12 protein-coding genes are annotated in these 16,197 nt (G+C 58.6%); all 12 read left to right on the forward strand.

Going from position 1 to position 16,197, the window contains the following annotated elements:
- The first annotated feature begins 22 nt into the window (after positions 1-22).
- The 12 genes from murD (at position 23) to mutT (ending at position 16,107) form a co-directional block, all read left to right on the forward strand.
- Complete coding sequence (murD, locus tag LRR79_RS07735; protein WP_231759780.1) at positions 23-1,438, forward strand: UDP-N-acetylmuramoyl-L-alanine--D-glutamate ligase; 1,416 nt, start codon at positions 23-25, stop codon at positions 1,436-1,438.
- Positions 1,435-2,661, forward strand: a complete 1,227-nt coding sequence (gene ftsW / locus LRR79_RS07740) for a putative lipid II flippase FtsW (protein WP_231759781.1) — start codon at positions 1,435-1,437, stop codon at positions 2,659-2,661. The genes murD and ftsW overlap by 4 nt, the downstream gene beginning before the upstream one ends.
- Positions 2,661-3,758 carry an undecaprenyldiphospho-muramoylpentapeptide beta-N-acetylglucosaminyltransferase gene (gene murG, locus LRR79_RS07745; RefSeq protein ID WP_231759782.1) on the forward strand — a complete coding sequence of 366 codons (1,098 nt, stop codon included), beginning with the start codon at positions 2,661-2,663 and terminating at the stop codon, positions 3,756-3,758. The genes ftsW and murG overlap by 1 nt, the downstream gene beginning before the upstream one ends.
- Before the next feature lie 43 nt (positions 3,759-3,801).
- Positions 3,802-5,244, forward strand: a complete 1,443-nt coding sequence (murC, locus tag LRR79_RS07750; RefSeq protein WP_231759783.1) for a UDP-N-acetylmuramate--L-alanine ligase — start codon at positions 3,802-3,804, stop codon at positions 5,242-5,244.
- Positions 5,245-5,326: 82 nt separating this feature from the next.
- Positions 5,327-6,103, forward strand: a complete 777-nt coding sequence (locus LRR79_RS07755; protein WP_231759784.1) for a cell division protein FtsQ/DivIB — start codon at positions 5,327-5,329, stop codon at positions 6,101-6,103.
- 91 nt (positions 6,104-6,194) lie between these two features.
- Positions 6,195-7,430, forward strand: coding sequence for a cell division protein FtsA (gene ftsA, locus LRR79_RS07760; protein ID WP_231759785.1), 1,236 nt, complete (start codon positions 6,195-6,197; stop codon positions 7,428-7,430).
- Positions 7,431-7,506: 76 nt separating this feature from the next.
- On the forward strand, positions 7,507-8,709 hold the full coding sequence (gene ftsZ, locus LRR79_RS07765) for a cell division protein FtsZ (RefSeq protein ID WP_231759786.1): 1,203 nt from the start codon (positions 7,507-7,509) through the stop codon (positions 8,707-8,709).
- Between the two features lie 560 nt (positions 8,710-9,269).
- Entirely contained in the window at positions 9,270-10,181 is a 912-nt protein-coding gene (lpxC, locus tag LRR79_RS07770) for a UDP-3-O-acyl-N-acetylglucosamine deacetylase (protein ID WP_043317379.1), read from the forward strand.
- 307 nt (positions 10,182-10,488) lie between these two features.
- Positions 10,489-11,427 carry a M23 family metallopeptidase gene (locus LRR79_RS07775; RefSeq protein ID WP_231759787.1) on the forward strand — a complete coding sequence of 313 codons (939 nt, stop codon included), beginning with the start codon at positions 10,489-10,491 and terminating at the stop codon, positions 11,425-11,427.
- A 185-nt stretch (positions 11,428-11,612) separates the two neighbouring features.
- Positions 11,613-14,360: a preprotein translocase subunit SecA gene (gene secA / locus LRR79_RS07780; protein WP_231759788.1), complete on the forward strand. Its 2,748-nt coding sequence runs from the start codon at positions 11,613-11,615 to the stop codon at positions 14,358-14,360.
- 131 nt (positions 14,361-14,491) lie between these two features.
- Entirely contained in the window at positions 14,492-15,688 is a 1,197-nt protein-coding gene (gene argJ, locus LRR79_RS07785) for a bifunctional glutamate N-acetyltransferase/amino-acid acetyltransferase ArgJ (RefSeq protein ID WP_231759789.1), read from the forward strand.
- Positions 15,688-16,107 carry an 8-oxo-dGTP diphosphatase MutT gene (mutT, locus tag LRR79_RS07790; RefSeq protein ID WP_231759790.1) on the forward strand — a complete coding sequence of 140 codons (420 nt, stop codon included), beginning with the start codon at positions 15,688-15,690 and terminating at the stop codon, positions 16,105-16,107. Before argJ ends, mutT begins: the two co-directional genes overlap by 1 nt.
- Positions 16,108-16,197 lie beyond the last annotated feature (90 nt).

The following is a 16,197-nucleotide window of genomic DNA, read 5'->3' on the forward strand; positions in this document are numbered from 1 at the left end:
TCGCGGAAAACATAAAAAGCCAATGAGCCTTATTGCAACTTCGGAGAAAAAAGTGGTGATCGGACTGGGCGCTACCGGGCAATCGGTGGTGCGCTATCTGCTGCGCCAGGGAATTGCTCCGGTGGTTGTTGATAGTCGCGAGGCCCCGCCCGCGCTGGCGCAGTTCCAGGCTGACTATCCGGAGGTCGCGGTGGAGTGCGGTCCGCTGAACCGGGAAACCCTGCTGGGGGCCAGCGAAATTATCGTGAGCCCGGGTATTGGTGTCGCTGAGCCCGCAATTGCGGCGGCGGTAACTGCAGGTATCCCGGTGGTCGGCGATATTGAGCTTTTTGCCCGGGAGATCGCTCGTGCTGAGGTAAAGCCAAAGGTGATCGCGATCACCGGGTCCAACGGTAAAAGCACCGTCACCACCCTGATGGGAAAAATGGTGGAAGCCGCGGGAATGCGTGTGGAAGTGGGGGGCAACATCGGCATCCCGGTTCTGGACATGCTAGAGCGCTGTGGCCAGGCACTGTCGGATGTTTTCGTATTGGAGCTGTCCAGTTTTCAGCTCGAAACGACTTATTCACTGGCACCGGACGTCGCAACCATTCTGAATATCAGCGCCGATCACATGGATCGGTACGCCAATATGGCGGCCTACCATCAGGCGAAGCAGAGGGTATACCGCCACGCGGAGCAGCTGGTGGTCAATCGTGCAGACGCGCTCACCCGTGGGCCATTGGGCAAAGACCGGATGGAGTGGAGTTTTGGTCTCGACCGGCCGGATCTGCGTCAGTTTGGTGTGATTGTCGATGCAGCCGGGCAATGGCTGGCCAAGGGCTCGGAAAAGCTTATGCGCACCAGCGACATGGCCATGGTGGGGAGCCATAACGTGGCCAATGCGCTCGCGGCACTGGCGCTCGGCAATGCGGTGGGCATCCCCCTGGCGCCGATGCTTGAGACACTGCGCAGTTTCACCGGGCTGGCGCACCGTTGTGAGCGGGTGGGTGACCAGGGTGGAGTCATTTACGTGAACGACTCCAAAGGTACCAATGTTGGCGCCACGCGGGCCGCACTGGACGGACTGGCGGAAGACGGGCGCAAAATCGTGTTGATCGCCGGTGGCGATGGTAAGGGGGCTGATTTTGCGCCCCTCGCAGAAGCCGCGAATACCCTGCGTGGCCTGGTGACCATCGGTGTGGATGGGCCGCAAATCGCGCGGGTTTTTGCCGACAGTGTTGCCCACGCCTCCGCCAGTGATATGCCGCAAGCGGTGCAAAAAGCCAGTGCCCTGGCACAAGCCGGTGATTATGTGCTGCTTTCTCCGGCGTGTGCGAGTTTCGACATGTACCGCAATTTTGAGGCGCGCGGTGAAGACTTCCGACGCGTGGTCCAGCAGTTTTTGTCGACTGAGGGCGCGGGTGCCCACCATGCCGCGAAACGGAGCGAGCCATGAGCAAGTTGCCGCTGACCGCTGCCAATCAGGAGACGGATCCCTACGCCTGGGTGCTGCCATTCTGTGTCGCCGCTCTGGCAAGTATTGGTGTCGTCATGGTCGCTTCTGCGTCGGTCGCCTACGCCGCGGATCTGTATGGGGACCAGTGGTACTTCCTCAAACGGCATCTGGTGTTTCTGGCTGTGGGGGTCTCCGGTGCCTTTGTACTGAGTCGGGTTTCACTCAGTACCTGGTCCAACCTGTCGTGGACATTATTGATTTTTGCCTGCGCCATGTTGTTGGTGGTCTTGATCCCCGGTGTGGGGCGTGCGGTCAACGGCAGTATGCGCTGGATAGCCCTGGGGCCGATAACCGTGCAGCCAGCAGAGATTGCCAAGTTCTGCTGTCTGGTATTTTTTGCCAGTTTCCTGACCCGTCGTCAGGAGAAGTTGCGGCACTGGAGCAGCTTTATGGTGCCAATTTCCGTATTGGCCATTGTGGCAATTCTGTTGCTGCTGGAGCCGGATTTTGGCTCTGTCGTCGTGATCGCGGGGACCGCTCTGGCGATGGTATTTCTTGCGGGGGCGCGATTGCCGCATACATTCATGCTGGTAGCGCTGGCGGCCTGCGGGTTGGTAATGATGGCGATTTTCAGTCCATACCGACTTCAGCGTCTCACCACATTCTGGGACCCCTGGGCGGAGCAGTACGCGGCCGGTTATCAGCTTACGCAGTCCCTGATTGCTTTCGGTCGTGGTGAGTGGTTTGGCGTGGGGCTTGGTAACAGCGTGCAGAAGCTGTTTTACCTGCCGGAGGCGCACACCGACTTTGTGTTTGCGATTCTCGCGGAAGAGTGGGGGCTGGTTGGGGGCTTGCTGGTAATAGCCCTGTACAGTGCGCTGACCTGGTCATTGTTGCGACTGGTGCGCAGAGCGCTACAGAAACAGGCGTACTTTGCGGCCTTGCTGACCTTCGGTATTGCGGTACTGCTGGCCGGGCAGGCCTTCGTGAATATGGGGGTGGCATCGGGGCTTCTGCCGACCAAAGGGCTGACACTGCCGTTTGTCAGTTCCGGTGGTTCCAGCCTCGTGGTGTGCTTTGGACTGTTTGCACTGGCCTGGCGCGCGCAGAAAGAACTGAATAGTGAACAGGGTGACGACGAAGGTCGTCTTGCTCGAATCAGCCAGCTGCCGATATTCAATCCACTACAGCTGGGTGATCGAAAAACCGGGGAGGCGGCGTGATGAGCGTAGATGAAGCAGCCAAGCCTTTTGCCGGCAAAAAAATTCTGATGATGGCCGGCGGTACTGGCGGCCACGTGTTTCCGGCACTGGCAGTGGCCAATGCCTTGCGGGAACAGGGCGCTGCGATTGAGTGGCTGGGCACCAGGCGCGGAATCGAATCGCAATTGATTCCTGCGGCCAATATTCCGCTGCATTTCATTACCGTGGAAGGTATTCGCGGAAAGGGAAAAGCGGCCCTGCTGAAAGCGCCATTGCAGATCAGCAAGGCGGTATGGCAGGCCCGCAAGGTAGTAAAAGCGGTGGCGCCAGATGCCGTTCTGGGCTTTGGTGGTTTTGCCACTGGCCCCGGTGGCGTGGCCGCGCGGCTCGCCGGAGTGCCCCTGATTATTCATGAGCAGAATGCGGTAGCCGGTACTACCAACCGGCTGCTGGCAAGAGTGGCGAACCGTGTACTGGAAGCTTTCCCCAGCGGCCTGCCGAACGCGGAAGAAGTGGGCAACCCGGTCCGCGAGGAAATTTCCCGGTTGCCCGCACCGGCTGAACGGGTGGGAACAAAACAGCCACTGCGCCTGTTGATCCTTGGTGGAAGCCTGGGTGCCGTGGCCATCAACGAGCTGGTGCCGCAGGCGCTGGCAAAAATACACGAGGAAGAACGACCGCAGGTCGTTCATCAGGCGGGCCAACGGCATCTGGATGTGGCAAAGGAGGCCTACGAGCGGGTCGGGGTGGCGGCGGACGTCGTTCCATTTATTGCCGATATGGCAGCGGCCTACAGTCAGGCGGATCTGGTGATCTGCCGGTCTGGCGCGCTGACCGTATCGGAAATCGCAGCGGCGGGGCTGGGCGCGATTCTGGTGCCCTTCCCGTTTGCGATTGACGATCACCAGACAAAAAATGGCGAGTGGTTGCAACAGGCGGGCGCCGCCCAGGTGATCCAGCAGGATGACCTGGAGGCAGATCAATTGGCGAGTCAGTTGCAAAGTCTGTTTGCTGATCCGAAAACATTACTGGCCATGGCCGAAGCCGCGCGTCGCGTGGCCAAGCCCGATGCGACTGCGCGGGTACTGTCGGTGTGCCGTGAAGAATTGGGGTGCTGAGATGTCCAAGCAAAGTTCAGAGAGCACCGAATCAGGAAAAGTTATGAGTGAAACCGGTGAGCGTCATTACCACGTCCCCGCCATGCGCCGCATTCGCCGCATCCACTTCATCGGCATAGGCGGTGCGGGTATGAGCGGTATCGCGGAGGTACTGCAGAACCAGGGTTATGAAGTGTCCGGCTCGGACCTCCGCGAAAGCAAAGTAACCGACCGGCTGCGCAGCCTGGGCGTTACGGTACAGATCGGTCACACTGCGGAAAATGTCCGCGACGTGGATGTGGTGGTGAACTCCTCGGCCATTTACGGAGATAACCCCGAGTTGACTGCAGCGCGGGAAAACCGGATTCCCGTGGTGCGCCGTGCAGAAATGCTCGGTGAGCTGATGCGCTATCGCTACGGTATTGCGGTGGCGGGTACGCATGGGAAAACCACCACGACCAGCCTGATCGCCTCGATCTTTGCGGCGGATGGCAAAGACCCCACGTTTGTGATCGGAGGATTGGTAAACAGTGCCGGTGCGAATGCGGCACTGGGTGAAAGCCGCTACCTGGTAGCGGAAGCCGACGAGAGCGATGCATCGTTTCTGCACCTGCAGCCGATGGTTACAGTGGTGACCAATATCGATGCGGATCACATGGAAACCTACGGTGGAGATTTCGAAAAGGTAAAGCAGATCTTTATCGATTTTATCCACAACCTGCCGTTCTACGGTCTGGCGGTCATGTGTGGCGACGATGGCAACGTGCAGGAGATTATTCCCCGGCTGGCGCGCCCGGTTGCCACTTACGGGTTTGAGGGAACCAACGATTTCCACATTCGCAACGTGCGCCAGGAGCCCCTGCGCAGTTTCTTCGATGTCCTGCGTCCGGATGGCAGTGTGATCGACGTCTGTGTCAATGTGCCCGGGATTCACAATGTCCTGAACGCGACCGCAGCCATTGCGGTGGCCTCTGAAGAAGGGGTAAGTGACGATGCCATTCGTGAAGGGCTGAAAGGATTTCAGGGGGTCGGGCGACGCTTCCAGATTTATGGCGAGTATCCGGTCAGCGACGACAAAGATGCGGATACTGTGATGTTGGTGGACGATTACGGCCACCATCCGCGGGAAGTGGACGCCACCATCAAGACGGTCCGGGACGGCTGGCCAGAGCGACGCCTGGTGATGGTGTACCAGCCGCATCGTTACACGCGGACCCGCGATCTGTTTGAAGATTTTGTTCAGGTACTTTCCCAGGTCGACAAACTGGTTCTTCTGGATGTATACAGCGCGGGTGAAGCGGTAATCCCCGGCGCCGATGGGCGGACGCTGGCGCGCAGCATTCGCAACCGAGGACAAGTGGATCCGATTTTCGCGGAAACGGTGGATCAGGTACCGCCAATTCTCGCGGATCTGCTGGAGCCGGGGGACATCGTACTGACCCAGGGGGCCGGCAATGTCGGTGGCCTGGCCCAGCAGCTGTCGGAATGGCGGCTTGGTGACAAATAGCGGGCGGCGGTAATCGACGGTGGCCAGAGAAAAAAAATCGCCTCGTGGACAGGGGGCGAAGGGCAGAAAGCCGAAAAAGCCAGTGCGCGGAGCAAGGGCGCTGCCCGATCCCGATCAGGCATCCGCACCGGGCGTTCTGCGGATTCTGGGCATGGTGTGCATGCTGTTGCTGGTTGCCGGCGGTCTGGGCTATAGCGCGCACTGGCTTTGGCAAAAGGCGCCGGCGGTCGAATTGAGCCGTATGGACGCCCTGGAAAATGTTCGCGTGAAGGCCCCGTTTCGCGCCGTGAGTGAAAAGGCAATCGAGGACATCTTGTTGCCGCATCTGCGGGATGGTTTTTTTGCCATGAACATCGACGAGATGCGCGAGGCACTGTTGGCGGACCCATGGATTGTCAATGCATCCGTGAGCCGCCGCTGGCCCAACGGCGTGGAGGTGGTGGTCGAGGAGGCCGAGCCTCTGGCCATCTGGGGGGAGGACCAGCTTCTGATTGCCAGCGGTGCTTTGTTACCGCGACCGGAAAATTTGAACGATCTGCGGCTGCCGGAGTTGGCCGGGGACGCAGATCTGGTGGACCGCATCATGCTGCAATACCAGGCCCTGGCCGGGTTATTGACCACCAAGGATATGGAAGTGCGCCGCCTGTCATTCGATGATCTGGCGGGCTGGCAGCTGGAACTGGTGAGCGGTATTCACCTCCAACTTGGGCACGATGAACTGCTGGAGCGGGTTGACCGTTTTCTCAGTTTGACACGCGGCGTGCTGGCGCCGCATCTGCAGAAAATTGCGGGCGTCGATGCCCGCTATAACAACGCAGTTGCGGTGCGGTGGAAACCAACGGAAAACAAACAGAACTGACAACAAAACAGGCAGATAAAAAGCGGTACCTGGCCCTGATCCGACATGCACAATGTGGATCGGCGCAATGTCCCGCGAGGTTGAAATACGAATGACACAATCCTCAGAACCACGCATGATCGTCGGGTTGGATATCGGTACATCCAAGGTGGTGGCGATCGTTGGTGAAGTTTCCGGAGACGGCGAATTGAATATCGTCGGTATCGGCTCTCACCGCTCTACCGGTATGAAGCGGGGCGTGGTGGTGAATATTGAATCCACGGTGCAGTCTATCCAGCGCGCTGTGGAAGAAGCCGAACTCATGGCGGGCTGTGAGATCCACTCGGTGTACGCGGGGATTGCTGGAAGTCATATTCGCAGTCTCAACAGCCACGGCATCGTGGCAATCAAGGACCGCGAAGTGACCCAACAGGATCTGGACCGTGTGATTGACGCGGCGCGGGCGGTGGCGATCCCGGCGGACCAAAAAATACTGCACACCCTGCCTCAGGAGTATCTGATCGATAGCCAGGAGGGGGTGAAAGAACCTCTGGGGATGTCCGGTGTGCGTCTCGAAGCCAAAGTGCACCTGGTGAGTGGCGCGGTGAATGCGGCACAGAATATCGAGAAGTGTATTCGCCGGTGTGGCCTGGAAGTCGAAGACATCATTCTGGAGCAGTTGGCATCCAGCTATGCAGTGTTGACCGATGACGAAAAAGAGCTGGGTGTGTGCATGGTGGATATCGGTGGTGGTACCACCGATATCGCGGTGTTTACCGGAGGCTCCATTCGCCATACCGGAGTAATTCCGATCGCCGGTGATCAGGTCACCAACGATATCGCCATGGCCCTGCGTACGCCGACCCCTCATGCGGAAGACCTGAAAATCAAATATGCCTGCGCCCTGGCAAAGCTGGCGCGTGAAGGGGAAACCATCAAGGTGCCGAGCGTGGGTGATCGGGCACCGCGGGACCTGTCGCGACAGGCGCTTGCGGAAGTCGTGGAGCCCCGATACGACGAACTGTTTACTCTGGTGCAGGCGGAGTTGCGCCGCAGCGGCTTCGAAGACCTGTGTGCAGCGGGTATCGTACTGACCGGCGGCTCTTCGAAAATGGAAGGCGCGGTCGAACTGGCCGAAGAAATTTTCCATATGCCCGTGCGCCTCGCAGTGCCGCAGGGCATTGCCGGGCTGACCGACATTGTCAGTAACCCCATCTATTCCACTGGGGTGGGTTTGCTGATGTACGCCATCAAGGCTGAAGAAAACAAGGGTAGTCAACCCCGAGTCAAAAATGACGAAAACCAGTGGTGGGACAAGGTGAAGCACTGGTTCAGAGGCAACCTCTAGCAGGGCGCCCCAAGGCCGAAAATAAATACCCGTACAAATTAATAAATTTGGACATGAGCAAAAAAGGGGAACAGCAATGTTCGAACTCGTAGATAGCGTACAGGATAAGCCTGTCATTAAAGTGATTGGTGTGGGCGGCGGCGGCGGCAACGCCGTGAAGCACATGATCGCCAGTGAAGTGGACGGCGTGGATTTTATCTGTGCCAACACGGATGCGCAGGCGCTGAAAGATGTGGAAGCGCAGACCATTCTGCAACTGGGAAACACCATTACCCGCGGCCTGGGTGCTGGCGCGAATCCGGACGTGGGGCGCCAGTCCGCTCTGGAAGACCGCGAGCGCATCGCCGAGGTGCTGACCGGCGCCGACATGGTATTTATTACTGCGGGTATGGGCGGCGGTACCGGCACCGGTGGTGCACCGATTGTGGCAGAGATCGCCAAGGATCTGGGTATTCTCACCGTTGCCGTGGTAACCCGCCCGTTTATGATCGAAGGCCGCAAGCGCACCACCGTGGCGGAAGAGGGGATTCTCGAGCTGCGCGATAAAGTGGACTCGCTGATCACTATTCCCAATGACCGCCTGCTGGAAGTGTTGGGCAACAAGATCACCATGAAGGCAGCCTACAAGGAGGCCGACAATGTACTGCTGGGCGCGGTACAGGGGATCGCCGATCTGATGATCCGTCCGGGCATCATGAACGTCGACTTTGCGGACGTGCGCACTGTGATGTCCGAAATGGGTATGGCGATGATGGGTTCCGGCTCCGCGGTGGGTGAAAACCGCGCCCGTGAAGCGGCAGAAAAGGCGGTGCGCAGTCCGCTGCTGGACAATGTCAACCTGCAGGGCGCTCGCGGTATTCTGGTGAATATCATTACCGGAAGCGAAGAGTCCGGCTGTCAGGAGCTGACACTGGGCGAGTACTCCGAAGTGGGTCAGATTGTTCAGGAGATTGCCTCTGACGACGCCACCGTGGTGATCGGTACCGCCGTGGACGACAAGCTGGGTGACGAGATGCGTGTTACCGTTGTTGCCGCCGGTCTCGGTGATGCGGGTGCCCAGGTCGCTCGCCCGACCAAGGTAGTGGACAACACCCGCCGTGCGGAACCTCGAGAGGCGACGCGCCCGGCGGCGCCGGCGGAAGCTGCCCGTGAGACGCAGGAAGTACGTTCCAGCGCCCGCGCCGACGTGAAGCGCGAGCGCGCCATGCCGTCTCTTAACCCGGATCAGGATATGGAATACCTGGATATCCCCGCGTTCCTGCGCCGCCAGGCGGACTGACGCCACTCGGCTCTCCGGGATCTGCAGGGTGCCCGGCACCCCGAGGCGATCTCGCCAGAGCAGCGGCGGCATCTGCTCATGTCTATGTCCGGTGTAATGCCGGGCATTCGCCCACTCTGGCGAGGGCGGCGGAGCCTTCCAACCGTGAGGCTCCGTCTCCCTGGGGGCTGAAAGCGCAGCTTTCGGACGACAGTTGGCAGGGAAGAAATAGGCAGTACACCGCAGGAAGGCGGTGGTATTCAGGGGGAATTCAGCAACCCGACCATAAAATGGGGTGACCATCAGGTTTTTGGGCGTAAGTTAACACTTGTTAACCGCCGGCAGCCTGGGAAAGGCGTACAATTAACACCAGTTTGTTTCCGGCCTGTGCGCTGATCTGGCGCAAGAGTCTTCTCAGTGGGCTATGCTTTCGGGAAGCAGGGTGGAAATGGTGTGCCGCAACTGCAGACAGCTCGGAAAGTGACCGAACGGGTTTCTGTGGTTTTGGCGTATATTTTCTGTTACTATCGCCGGCTCGCTGCGGTTCGTGCGCAGCTCACCGATTGGGAACCTAGATATAGATGATCAAACAGCGCACTCTCAAAAACGCTATTCGTGCCACTGGTGTTGGCCTGCATACCGGTAAAAAGGTCATTTTGACCCTGAAACCGGCGCCGGTGAACAGTGGTATCGTATTCCGTCGGGTCGATCTGGATCCGGTGGTTGAGATTGAAGCGCGTGCTGAAAACGTGGGCGACACCCTGCTCTCCACCACGCTGGTGAAGGGCGACGTGCGCATCGCCACGGTCGAGCACCTGCTCTCCGCCATGGCGGGCCTTGGGATCGACAATGCGATTGTCGAACTGTCCGCGCAGGAAGTGCCGATCATGGACGGCAGTGCCGGTCCTTTCGTGTTTCTGATTCAGTCTGCAGGCATTCAGGAGCAGGCCGCTCCCAAGAAGTTCCTGCGGATCAAGAAGCCGGTTACCGTGGAAGAGGGCGACAAGGTTGCCAGTTTCCTGCCGTTCAACGGCTTCAAGGTGTCCTTCACCATTGATTTTGATCACCCGGTCTTTGAGGGGCGCAATCTCAGCTCCTCGGTAGACTTCTCCAGCACCTCTTTCGTGAAAGAGGTCAGCCGTGCGCGCACCTTCGGTTTCATGCACGAAATCGAATACCTGCGGTCCAAGGGCCTGGTGCAGGGCGGTAGTGTGGATAACGCGATCGTTATCGACCAGTACCGTATCCTGAATGAGGGCGGGCTGCGCTACGAAGACGAATTCGTCAAACACAAGATTCTCGATGCCATCGGCGACCTGTACCTACTGGGTACCAGTGTCATCGGTGAGTTCAAAGCGTTCAAATCAGGCCACGCGCTGAACAACAAATCGCTGCGCACCTTGATGGCTCAGGAAGATGCCTGGGAAATGGTCACCTTCGAGGACGAACAGGAAGCGCCAATCTCTTACGTCAAACCCATTCTGGCGGTGTAAGAGGCGCTTAACGCAAAAGCCGGCACGAAAATTGCCGGCTTTTTTGTTTGTGGCGCGCGATGATTTGTGCGCCAGTATTCTTATTTCGCCGCCAGTGCATGTTACATTGGGCGGCAGTTGCCATGAGGATGGCACCGGGGCGAGCAGGATGCGGCAGTCCCGGTCTCGACAACCTTTGCGGAAAGGGCCAAATATAAGTGGCTCACTCTGTGCAGGCCGGATGTTTCCGGTCGCTGGACGGTTGTCGACGGCCGAATATTAGAACAACAATTTGTCGCAAACCCAGCACGTCAGAAATGCGCCTGAAATGAAAGTTATCCTCGTCAATGACCGCGGCGGTGTGTCGCGCACTTTCAACTTCGGTGGCCTGAGTAAAGCTTTGCTCGGCCTCTGCCTGTTGGGCCTGCCTGTTGGTGCATTTTTTATCGGCGCCAATCTCCCTACCACGGAATCCGACGTGTTCGACTCCCGCGCAGTCAAAGCGTGGAATAAGGCGCTGCGCAAGCAGCAGGACCAGATTCAGGATGCGGATCAGCAGGCCCGGGAGCAGCTGACAGCCCTTACCGTCAAGCTTGCTGAAATGCAGGCACGCCTGACCCGCCTCGACGCGCTCGGCGAGCGTCTCACCACCATGGCCAAGCTGGATGAAGGCGAGTTTCAGTTTGGCAGTATGCCCGCAGTGGGTGGCCCGGAAGATCCAGGCATCAGTGGCGCCAGCGAGCTACCCTATCAGCCCCCCGAATTCCTCGAAGTCATCGGTGACCTGTCGGATCAGATTGAAGATCGCCAGATGCAGCTGCAGACCCTGGATAACCTGATGGCGCGCCGTCAGCTGCAGGATGAACAGTTTATCGCCGGACGTCCGATTACCCGTGGCTGGATGTCCTCCCGCTACGGCTACCGCACCGACCCCTTCAGTGGCCGTCGCTCCTGGCACAAGGGCGTGGATTTTGCCGGTAAGAAGGGCTCTGATGTGGTCTCTGTGGCCGCGGGTGTCGTGACCTGGGCGGAAGACCGTTACGGCTATGGTCAGCTGGTGGAAATCAACCACGGAAACGGCTACAAGACTCGCTACGGTCACAACAGTGAGCTCAAGGTCAAAGTGGGCGATGTGGTCAAGCGTGGCCAGGTCATTGCCCTGATGGGGTCCAGTGGCCGCTCCACCGGCCCCCATGTTCACTTCGAGGTGTATAAGAACGACCGTCCGGTCGACCCCGCTACCTATATCCGCCGCACCGGCAGATAACAACTATCCTCTATTCTTGCGCACGGGACCCTTGTAATCCCGTTGTGGCGCCCGCAACTCTGGTGTTTGCACCAGGCATGACTGTTGCGGCGCCGGGCGCCTTCCTGTTTACTTGCACTCTTTCTGCGCAGTGGCTCCGTTACTGGCCCTGTGAGCAAAATCGGCATTAATGTGGTTTCTGAATAATGATTGGCAAACTGATAAAAACGGTCTTCGGCTCAAAAAATGACCGCGAACTCAAGCGTATGCGCAAAGTGGTCGCGAAGATCAACGCACTGGAAGATGAATACAAGGCGCTGGACGACGCCGCACTCAAAGCCAAAACCGACGAGTTCCGCCAGCGCCTGACGGACGGAGAAACCCTCGACAAGATTTTGCCGGAAGCGTTTGCTGCAGTGCGTGAGGCCAGTGATCGTGCCCTGGGAATGCGCCACTTCGACGTGCAGATGATTGGTGGTATGACCCTGCACGAAGGCCATATTGCGGAAATGCGCACCGGTGAGGGTAAAACCCTGGTGGCGACCCTGCCCGCCTACCTCAATGCTCTGGAAGGCAAGGGCGTACACATCGTAACCGTGAACGACTATCTGGCCAGCCGCGATGCCAACTGGATGCGCCCGGTTTATGAGTTCCTCGGCCTGACCGTTGGAATCGTCGTTTCCCAGCAGCACCCGGAAGACAAAAAAGCCGCCTATCAGGCAGACATCACTTACGGCACCAACAACGAATTCGGTTTCGATTACCTGCGCGACAACATGGTGCTGCGCAAGGAAGATCGCACCCAGCGCCCGCAGAACTTTGCCATCGTGGATGAGGTGGACTCCATCCTGATCGACGAGGCCCGTACACCACTGATCATTTCCGGTGCTGCTGAAGACTCCTCCCAGCTGTATATGGCGATGAACAAGCTGGTGCCACAGCTGGAGCGCGGCGAGGAAGGCGGTGAAGGTCACTACACCGTGGACGAAAAGAGCCGTCAGGTAGAGATGACCGAAGACGGCCACCAGCTCATCGAGGACCTGCTGACCCGCAACGGCCTGCTGAAGGAAGATGAATCCCTGTATGCGCCGGGGAATCTGGGGCTGCTGCACCATGTCAATGCCGCCTTGCGTGCCCATGTACTGTTCAATCGGGATGTGGATTACATCGTGCAGAACGGTCAGGTGGTGCTGATTGACGAGCATACCGGTCGCACCATGCCCGGTCGCCGCCTGTCCGAGGGGCTGCACCAGGCGCTGGAGGCGAAAGAAAACGTCCAGATTCAGAGCGAAAGCCAGACGCTCGCCTCCACAACCTTCCAGAACCTGTTCCGTTTCTACCCCAAGCTTGCCGGTATGACCGGTACTGCGGATACCGAAGCCTTTGAATTCCGTCAAATCTACGGCCTGGACGTGGTGGTTATCCCCACCAACCGCGAGAAGCAGCGGGAAGACCTGAACGACCTGGTGTACCTCACCAAGGATGAAAAGCTTGAAGCCATCATCGAGGACATCAAATACTGTCGCGATAAAAAGGCACCGATACTTGTGGGTACCGCGTCCATCGAGACTTCCGAGGAGATGTCCCGCCTGCTGCAGAAAGCCAAGATCGAGCACCAGGTACTGAACGCCAAGTTCCACGAAAAAGAAGCCCAGATCATCGCCCAGGCTGGCCGCCCCGGCACCGTCACCATCGCCACCAATATGGCGGGTCGTGGTACCGATATCGTACTTGGGGGCAACTGGGAAGCGGAAGTCGAGGAGCTGCAACAGCGCGAAGGCCGTGAAGCCACGGAAGAAGAAGTCGCCAAGATCAAAGCGGACTGGAAACAGCGCCACGACACCGTGATCGAGGCCGGTGGCCTGCATATCATCGGTACCGAGCGTCACGAATCCCGTCGAATCGACAACCAGCTCCGGGGCCGTGCCGGCCGTCAGGGGGATCCCGGGGTCACCCGCTTCTACCTGTCGCTCGAAGACAACCTGATGCGTATTTTCGCCTCTGACCGGGTGAAGAACTTTATGCAGATGCTGGGGATGGAGCGCGGTGAAGCCATCGAGCACCGTATGGTGTCGAACGCCATCGAAAAGGCCCAGCGCCGTGTGGAAGGCCGCAACTTTGATATCCGCAAGCAACTGCTGGAATACGATGATGTCGCCAATGATCAGCGCCAGGTCATTTACTCACAGCGCAATGAGCTGCTGGAAGCCGAAAATATCAGTGACACCATTACCGCGATTCGCGACGATGTGGTCAATGAACTGATCTCGGCGCACGTGCCCCCGCAGAGTGTGGAAGAACAGTGGGATATCCCCGCGCTGGAGCAGCAGCTGGCCTCGGAGCTTGGGCTGCAGCTGCCGGTCCAGCAGTGGCTCGACGAAGACCGCACCCTGCACGAGGAGAGTCTGCGGGAAAAACTGATCGAAGAGTCACAGAAGGCTTACCCGCAGAAGCTCGCGCGTATTGCAGAGAGCACTGGCGACGAAAACCTGATGCCGACCATCGAGCGTCAGGTGATGCTACAGGTACTGGACCAGCTGTGGAAAGAGCACCTTTCGAGCATGGACCACCTGCGTGCCGGTATCGGGCTGCGCGCGTACGCCAACAAGAACCCCAAGCAGGAGTTCAAGCGCGAGTCCTTCCAGCTGTTCCAGACACTGCTTGAAAACCTGAAGCACGAAGTGATCCGGGTACTCGCCCATGTAGAGCCGATGACCCGCGAGCAGATGGAAGAAATGGAACAGCGTCGTCTGGAAGCCCAGCGTCGCCAGCAGCTGGAGTTGCAGCACGCCCAGGCATCGGCACTACCGGAAACCGAAACCGCCACGGCAGAAGCCAACCCAGAGCCGGTGCGCCGTGGTCCTCGCGTGGGCCGCAACGATCCCTGCCCCTGTGGATCCGGCAAGAAATTCAAGCAGTGCCACGGCAAGCTGACCTCCAGTACTCCCAGCTGAAAACCACTGCGCGGTAGTTACTGGCAAGGTAATTACTGACAGGGTAATTTCTGCAAAGGCCCGCCCTTACCCGGCGGGCCTTTTTATTTATAATCCGCGCATTATCCGCTTCTGTTCAAGGACGTTTCCTCATGGCGCAGCCACTTCCTCCAGTCCCCGGAATCCGCCTTTCTGCCGTTCCCGCCAGGATCAAAGACTGGCAGCGCGACGACCTGCTGCTGATCGAAATCGCCGAAGGCGCCAGCGTTTCTGCGACCTTTACCCAAAATGCCTTCTGTGCGGCGCCGGTACTGGTAGCGAAGGCGCATATCCGCCAGGGCGATATCCGGGCGCTGTTGATCAATGCCGGCAATGCCAACGCCGCGACCGGCGAGCGAGGACTGAAAACCGCGCAGCAAAGCTGCGAAGGTGTCGCGGAGGAACTGAGTATCCAGGCGCGTCAGGTCTTGCCGTTCAGCACCGGCGTCATCGGTGAGCATTTGCCGGTACAGAAGATTCTCGACGCCTTGCCGGGGGCTGTGGATAACCTGCAGGCGGGCGCCTGGGACACTGCGGCCCGGGCCATCATGACCACGGACACCCGTCCCAAGACCGCCAGTCGCACCCTCGACATCGCCGGCGAGACCATCACCATCGCCGGGATCGCCAAGGGCGCGGGCATGATTCAGCCAAATATGGCGACCATGCTCGCCTACGTGGCTACCGACGCGCGCATAGCGCAACCGGTGCTGGACAACCTGGTGAAGGAAGCGGTGAGTGCATCGTTCAACCGAATCAGTGTGGATGGCGATACCTCCACCAACGATGCCTGCGTGCTGATTGCCAGTGGCGCCACCGGCGGTGCAATTGCGCCGGATAGCGAGGCTTATGCACAGCTGAAGGCCGCACTCATCGATGTACATATCGAGCTGGCCCAGGCCATCGTGAAAGACGGTGAGGGAGCGACCAAGTTTGTTACCGTGCAGGTCAACAATGCGGCCAGCTCCGAGGAAGCGTTGCGCATGGCCTTTGAAATTGGTGAATCACCGCTGGTAAAAACGGCACTCTACGCTTCGGATCCCAACTGGGGGCGTCTGGTAATGGCGATCGGCAATGCCGGGGCGGAAAATCTGGATACCAGCAAGATCAGCGTGTTTCTGGATGAAGTGCAGATTGTGGAAGCCGGCGGTCGTGCGGAGAGTTATACGGAAGAGGCGGGGCAGAAAGTCTTTGAGCAGTCGGCGTTCACCATTACTGTCGACCTGCAACGGGGTGATGCCAGCGAGCATATCTGGACCTGTGATTTCTCCCACGAATACGTGACCATCAACGCAGAGTACCGCACCTGATGGGCGCGTCGGTAATCAAGCATATTCACGTTGCAGTCGGTGTCATTCTCGGCGTCGACGGTCGAATCCTGTTAGCCAAGCGACCCGACCACCTGCATATGGGTGGCCGATGGGAGTTTCCGGGCGGCAAGGTCGAGGACAACGAGACCATTCAGCAAGCGATGATGCGCGAGTTGAAAGAAGAGCTCGATATCGAAGTGAAAGCCATGGAGCCGCTAATCGAGGTTCGCCATGACTACGGGGATAAACAGGTGTTTCTGGATACCTGGTTCGTTACCCGGTTCAGTGGAAAAGAGCGTGGTGTTGAGGGGCAGGAGCTGGCTTGGGTTTCTGTTTCGGAGTTATCTGATTTTCATTTTCCTGATGCCAATCAAACTATTGTTGAAGCGCTACAAAAGAGCGACCTTCTTGGTTCGTAAAAGTCCGAGGTTCCGCTAGTTGGGTTTCGGGCAGTAAAGCAAAACCGAGCTAGGCGCCCCCCTTCAATACATCCCTGTACGCTGCGTCGG

It is taken from the genome of Microbulbifer elongatus, assembly GCF_021165935.1.
In the GTDB taxonomy this organism is placed as follows: Bacteria; Pseudomonadota; Gammaproteobacteria; order Pseudomonadales; family Cellvibrionaceae; genus Microbulbifer; species Microbulbifer elongatus.

What these genes read in the sequence shown, in the direction of transcription:
- murC (WP_231759783.1), top strand. Translation starts at nt 3,802, where the DNA reads ATGAGTGAAACCGGTGAGCGTCATTACCACGTCCCCGCCATGCGCCGC.
- LRR79_RS07775 (WP_231759787.1), top strand. Translation starts at nt 10,489, where the DNA reads ATGAAAGTTATCCTCGTCAATGACCGCGGCGGTGTGTCGCGCACTTTC.
- lpxC (WP_043317379.1), top strand. Translation starts at nt 9,270, where the DNA reads ATGATCAAACAGCGCACTCTCAAAAACGCTATTCGTGCCACTGGTGTT.
- ftsZ (WP_231759786.1), top strand. Translation starts at nt 7,507, where the DNA reads ATGTTCGAACTCGTAGATAGCGTACAGGATAAGCCTGTCATTAAAGTG.
- ftsW (WP_231759781.1), top strand. Translation starts at nt 1,435, where the DNA reads ATGAGCAAGTTGCCGCTGACCGCTGCCAATCAGGAGACGGATCCCTAC.
- murD (WP_231759780.1), top strand. Translation starts at nt 23, where the DNA reads ATGAGCCTTATTGCAACTTCGGAGAAAAAAGTGGTGATCGGACTGGGC.
- secA (WP_231759788.1), top strand. Translation starts at nt 11,613, where the DNA reads ATGATTGGCAAACTGATAAAAACGGTCTTCGGCTCAAAAAATGACCGC.
- mutT (WP_231759790.1), top strand. Translation starts at nt 15,688, where the DNA reads ATGGGCGCGTCGGTAATCAAGCATATTCACGTTGCAGTCGGTGTCATT.
- murG (WP_231759782.1), top strand. Translation starts at nt 2,661, where the DNA reads ATGAGCGTAGATGAAGCAGCCAAGCCTTTTGCCGGCAAAAAAATTCTG.
- ftsA (WP_231759785.1), top strand. Translation starts at nt 6,195, where the DNA reads ATGACACAATCCTCAGAACCACGCATGATCGTCGGGTTGGATATCGGT.
- argJ (WP_231759789.1), top strand. Translation starts at nt 14,492, where the DNA reads ATGGCGCAGCCACTTCCTCCAGTCCCCGGAATCCGCCTTTCTGCCGTT.